Annotated in this window: 4 protein-coding genes and 1 pseudogene; 1 reads left to right on the forward strand and 4 read right to left on the reverse strand. The window is 64.8% G+C overall.

The annotated features are described in order from the left end of the window. Positions 1–885: bile acid:sodium symporter family protein (locus VIR09_RS00990; protein ID WP_332010881.1), on the forward strand; the 885-nt coding region annotated here is incomplete at its 5' end. A gap of 65 nt (positions 886–950) precedes the next feature. On the opposite strand, the gene VIR09_RS00995 is transcribed toward VIR09_RS00990, so the two are convergent. From VIR09_RS00995 to VIR09_RS01010, 4 genes and pseudogenes are all read right to left on the reverse strand, one after another. Then, positions 951–2333: a replicative DNA helicase gene (locus VIR09_RS00995; RefSeq protein WP_332010884.1), complete on the reverse strand. Its 1383-nt coding sequence runs from the start codon at positions 2331–2333 to the stop codon at positions 951–953. Beyond that, complete coding sequence (locus VIR09_RS01000) at positions 2330–3169, reverse strand: hypothetical protein (protein ID WP_332010887.1); 840 nt, start codon at positions 3167–3169, stop codon at positions 2330–2332. Before VIR09_RS01000 ends, VIR09_RS00995 begins: the two co-directional genes overlap by 4 nt. Positions 3170–3295: 126 nt before the next feature. Then, positions 3296–3751, reverse strand: coding sequence for a 50S ribosomal protein L9 (rplI, locus tag VIR09_RS01005; protein WP_332010890.1), 456 nt, complete (start codon positions 3749–3751; stop codon positions 3296–3298). 14 nt (positions 3752–3765) lie between these two features. Beyond that, positions 3766–3854 (reverse strand): annotated as a pseudogene (locus VIR09_RS01010) (30S ribosomal protein S18); the annotation flags it as partial.

Here is a 3854-nt window from a genome sequence, read left to right on the forward strand (position 1 = left end):
GGCGTCGTGATATTTGGCTGGATCACCAACATTGCCGTCGGCCTGTTGTTCTTCCTGCACGGGGCGCGCCTGTCCCGCGAGGCCATCATCGCCGGCCTGACGCACTGGAAGCTGCACCTGACGATCTTCTCGGCGACCTTCCTGATGTTCCCGCTGCTGGGCCTGGCGCTCAAGCCGGTGCTGGAGCCGCTGGTCACGCCGGAACTCTACCTGGGCATCCTGTTCCTGTGCTGCCTGCCCGCCACCGTGCAATCGGCCATCGCCTTCACCTCGATGGCGCGCGGCAACGTGCCGGCCGCCGTGTGCAGCGCTTCCGCCTCCAGCCTGCTCGGCATCTTCCTCACCCCGCTGCTGGTGGGCACGGTGGTGGCCAACGCGGGCAGCGCCCCGATTTCGTTCGACGCAGTCGGCAAGATCATGCTGCAGCTGCTGCTGCCCTTCGTGCTGGGCCAATTCGCCCGCCGCTGGATCGGCGCCTGGGTGCACAAGCGCAAGGCCATGCTGAAGTTCGTCGATCAGGGTTCCATCCTGCTGGTGGTCTACACGGCATTTTCGGAAGCCATCAACGAAGGCCTGTGGAGCTCGACCCCGATCCCCGCGCTGGCCGGCCTGGTGGTGGCTTGCGCCGTCATCCTGGCGCTGGCGCTGGGCCTGTCGGCCCTGGCCGGCCGGGTGCTCGGCTTCAACGTGGAAGACCGCATCACGCTGCTGTTCTGCGGCTCGAAGAAAAGCCTGGCCAGCGGCATTCCGATGGCGCAGGTGCTGTTCGCCGGCCACGCCGTGGGCGCAATCGTGCTGCCCCTGATGCTGTTCCATCAGATCCAGTTGATGGTGTGCGGCGTACTGGCCGCGCGCTTCGGCAAGCGCCCCGAGGCTGAAGCCTGAAGCGGATTCCCGCCTGCAATGAAAAACCGCGCCGAGGCGCGGTTTTTTCTTGGGCCGGAATGCGCTCAGTACATGTCGCGCGGCTGCGAACCCGAGAAGTTCAGGAAGCGCGTGCTCGAACCCTGGAAGGTCAGGCGCACCGTGCCGATAGGGCCGTTACGCTGCTTGCCGATGATGATCTCGGCGGTGCCCTTATCCGGCGAGTCGGGGTTGTAGACCTCGTCGCGGTAGATGAACAGGATCACGTCGGCGTCCTGTTCGATGGCGCCGGATTCGCGCAGGTCGCTCATCACGGGACGCTTGTTGGGGCGCTGTTCCAGGCTTCGGTTCAACTGCGACAACGCGATCAGCGGGCAGTTGAGTTCCTTGGCCAGACCCTTGAGCGAACGGCTGATTTCCGACACTTCGGTGGCCCGGTTTTCGCCGGAACCGTTGCCCGACATGAGCTGCAGGTAGTCGATGATGATCAGGCCCAGCTGGCCGCACTGCCGCGCCAGGCGGCGCGTACGCGCGCGCACTTCCATCGGGCTGAGCGCGGGCGTTTCGTCGATGTAGACCTGCGCGTCCTGCATCAGTTGCACGGCGTGCGTCACGCGCGGCCAGTCGTCGGCGATCAGCTTGCCGGTACGCATGCGGTGCTGGTCCAGCAGGCCGACCGAGCCCAGCATACGCATCGCCAACTGCACCGCGCCCATTTCCATGGAAAACACCGCCACGGGCAGGCCCTGTTCGATGGCCACGTGTTCGCCGATGTTCATGGAGAACGAGGTCTTGCCCATGGACGGGCGGCCGGCCACGATGATCAGGTCGCCGCCGTGCATGCCGGACGTCATCTTGTCCAGATCGGCGAAGCCGGTGGGCACGCCCGTCACATCGGAGCTGCCCTCGCGGTGGTAAAGCTCGTCAATGCGTTCAACCACCTGCGTGAGCAAGGGCTGAATCTCCTGGAAGCCAGCAGCGCCGCGCGACCCTTCCTGCGCAATCTGGAAGACCTTGGATTCGGCCTCGTCCAGCAGTTGGCGGGCTTCCTTGCCTTGCGGATTCAGGGCGGCCGAGGAAATCTCGTCGGCGATCGACACCAGCTTGCGCAGCATGGCGCGCTCGCGCACGATCTCGCCGTAGCGGCGGATGTTGGCGGCGGACGGCGTGTTGTGCGCCAACGCGTTCAAGTAGGCCAGGCCGCCTGCGTCTTCGGCCTTGCCCGCGCTGATCAGGGACTCGTTAACCGTGATCACGTCGGCGGGACGCGCCAGCCCGATGAGGCGGGCGATGTGGTGCCAGATCAGGCGGTGGTCGTGGCGATAGAAGTCTTCTTCCACCAGCACGTCGGCGATGCGGTCCCAGGCTGCGTTGTCCAGCAACAGGCCGCCCAGAACCGACTGTTCAGCCTCGATGGAATGGGGAGGAACGCGCAGGTACTCGAGCTGGGAATCGGCGGGTGTATTCATGACTTCAATAGTAACGGCTGCAGGATATCCGCAACGCGGAAGAATCCCTGGATATCGCGCGAGGGCAGGCGGCCCAGGACCACGCGCAAGGGCGCCGCAATGGCGCAGAGCACACGCGCCAGGCGTGTCAGGCGAGCGCGGACCTCGGCATCGGGGTTGCTCTCGAAATAGACTTCAAGCGCCAGTTTACCCAGCGTGCGGGCCACGTCGTCCGGCAATTTACGCAAAGACACCAGAGAGGCCAGCATCTGGAACAGGTCATAGGCCTGGGCCAGCGGGCGCGACAAGGTCGAACCGATGTTCTCTTCGAAATCGATGCGCCACAGTTCGCCATCCTGCAAGGTGATGTTGCGGATCTGCGCGCCGCCATGCCACATGCCGCGGGCATGGAAGGCGGCCAGATCGGCCGCGGCCGCGCGCGCCAGCCACAACCGGGAAGTGGTGTCCTCGTTGCGGATCAGGTCGGCCAGGTCCTCGCCCACGTACTCCAGCACCAGCAGGCCCTGCTCTTGCCACCACACCTCGGGCACGCGGCAGCCTGCCTTCAACAACTGCGCCAGGCGTTGCGACTCGTGCGCCAGACCATTGCGCAGCAGCACGCCCGGCCTCGGAAATTCGCCCAGGAAGATCTTGCACCCCACGCCCAGGAACAGGGCGCGCACATAGCGCAGCGCATAGCTCAGGCCCCGGCCGATGCTGGGCCGGCGCCGTTTGATGATGCAGCGCACGCCCTCTATCGTCACATCCCGCACCGACGGTTCACGCGACGCATCCACGCTTTCCAGCCAGGCTCGCAAGCCGGGAGGCGCGTTGTGGTGAACGGGGGGCTGAGTCAAGAGGTCCTCTGAGGAATACGGCGCAAGGCCTGATCGTGGAGTCCGAAGCCTACACGCAATACGTGTGGGGGCAAAAAGAAAAAAAGCCGGCACGCAGGCCGGCTTCTTTTTACTGCGGGTACCGGCTTAGGACAGTTCGCCTTCGACCAGGACCGTCACGTCGACCAGCACGTCGGCGTGCAGGGCAACCTGGATCGGGAACTCGCCGACCGACTTCAGTTGGCCGTTGGGCAGACGCACTTGCGACTTTTCGACGGCTTCGAAACCGGCCTTCTTCAGGCCTTCGGCGATGTCGGCGTTGGTGACCGAACCAAACAGACGGCCGTCGACGCCAGCCTTCTGGGCGATCTTCAGCTGGAAGCCGGCAAGGCGCTCGCCCAGAGCTTGGGCAGCGGCCAGCTTTTCAGCCTGGGCCTTTTCCAGTTCGGCGCGGCGCGCTTCGAATTCCTTCAGGGCGGCGTCGGTTGCACGACGGGCCTTGCGCTGGGGGATCAGGAAGTTGCGGGCGTAGCCATCACGCACGCGGACGACTTCGCCGAGGTTACCCAGGTTGACGACTTTTTCGAGCAGAATAACTTGCATTTCAGTGCCCCGGATTAGTTGTGGTTGTCGGTGTAAGGCAACAGGGCCAGGAAGCGCGCGCGCTTGATGGCGGTGTCCAGCTGGCGCTGGTAGATTGCCTTGG

Source organism: Achromobacter sp., from assembly GCF_036567245.1.
In the GTDB taxonomy this organism is placed as follows: domain Bacteria; phylum Pseudomonadota; class Gammaproteobacteria; order Burkholderiales; family Burkholderiaceae_B; genus Achromobacter.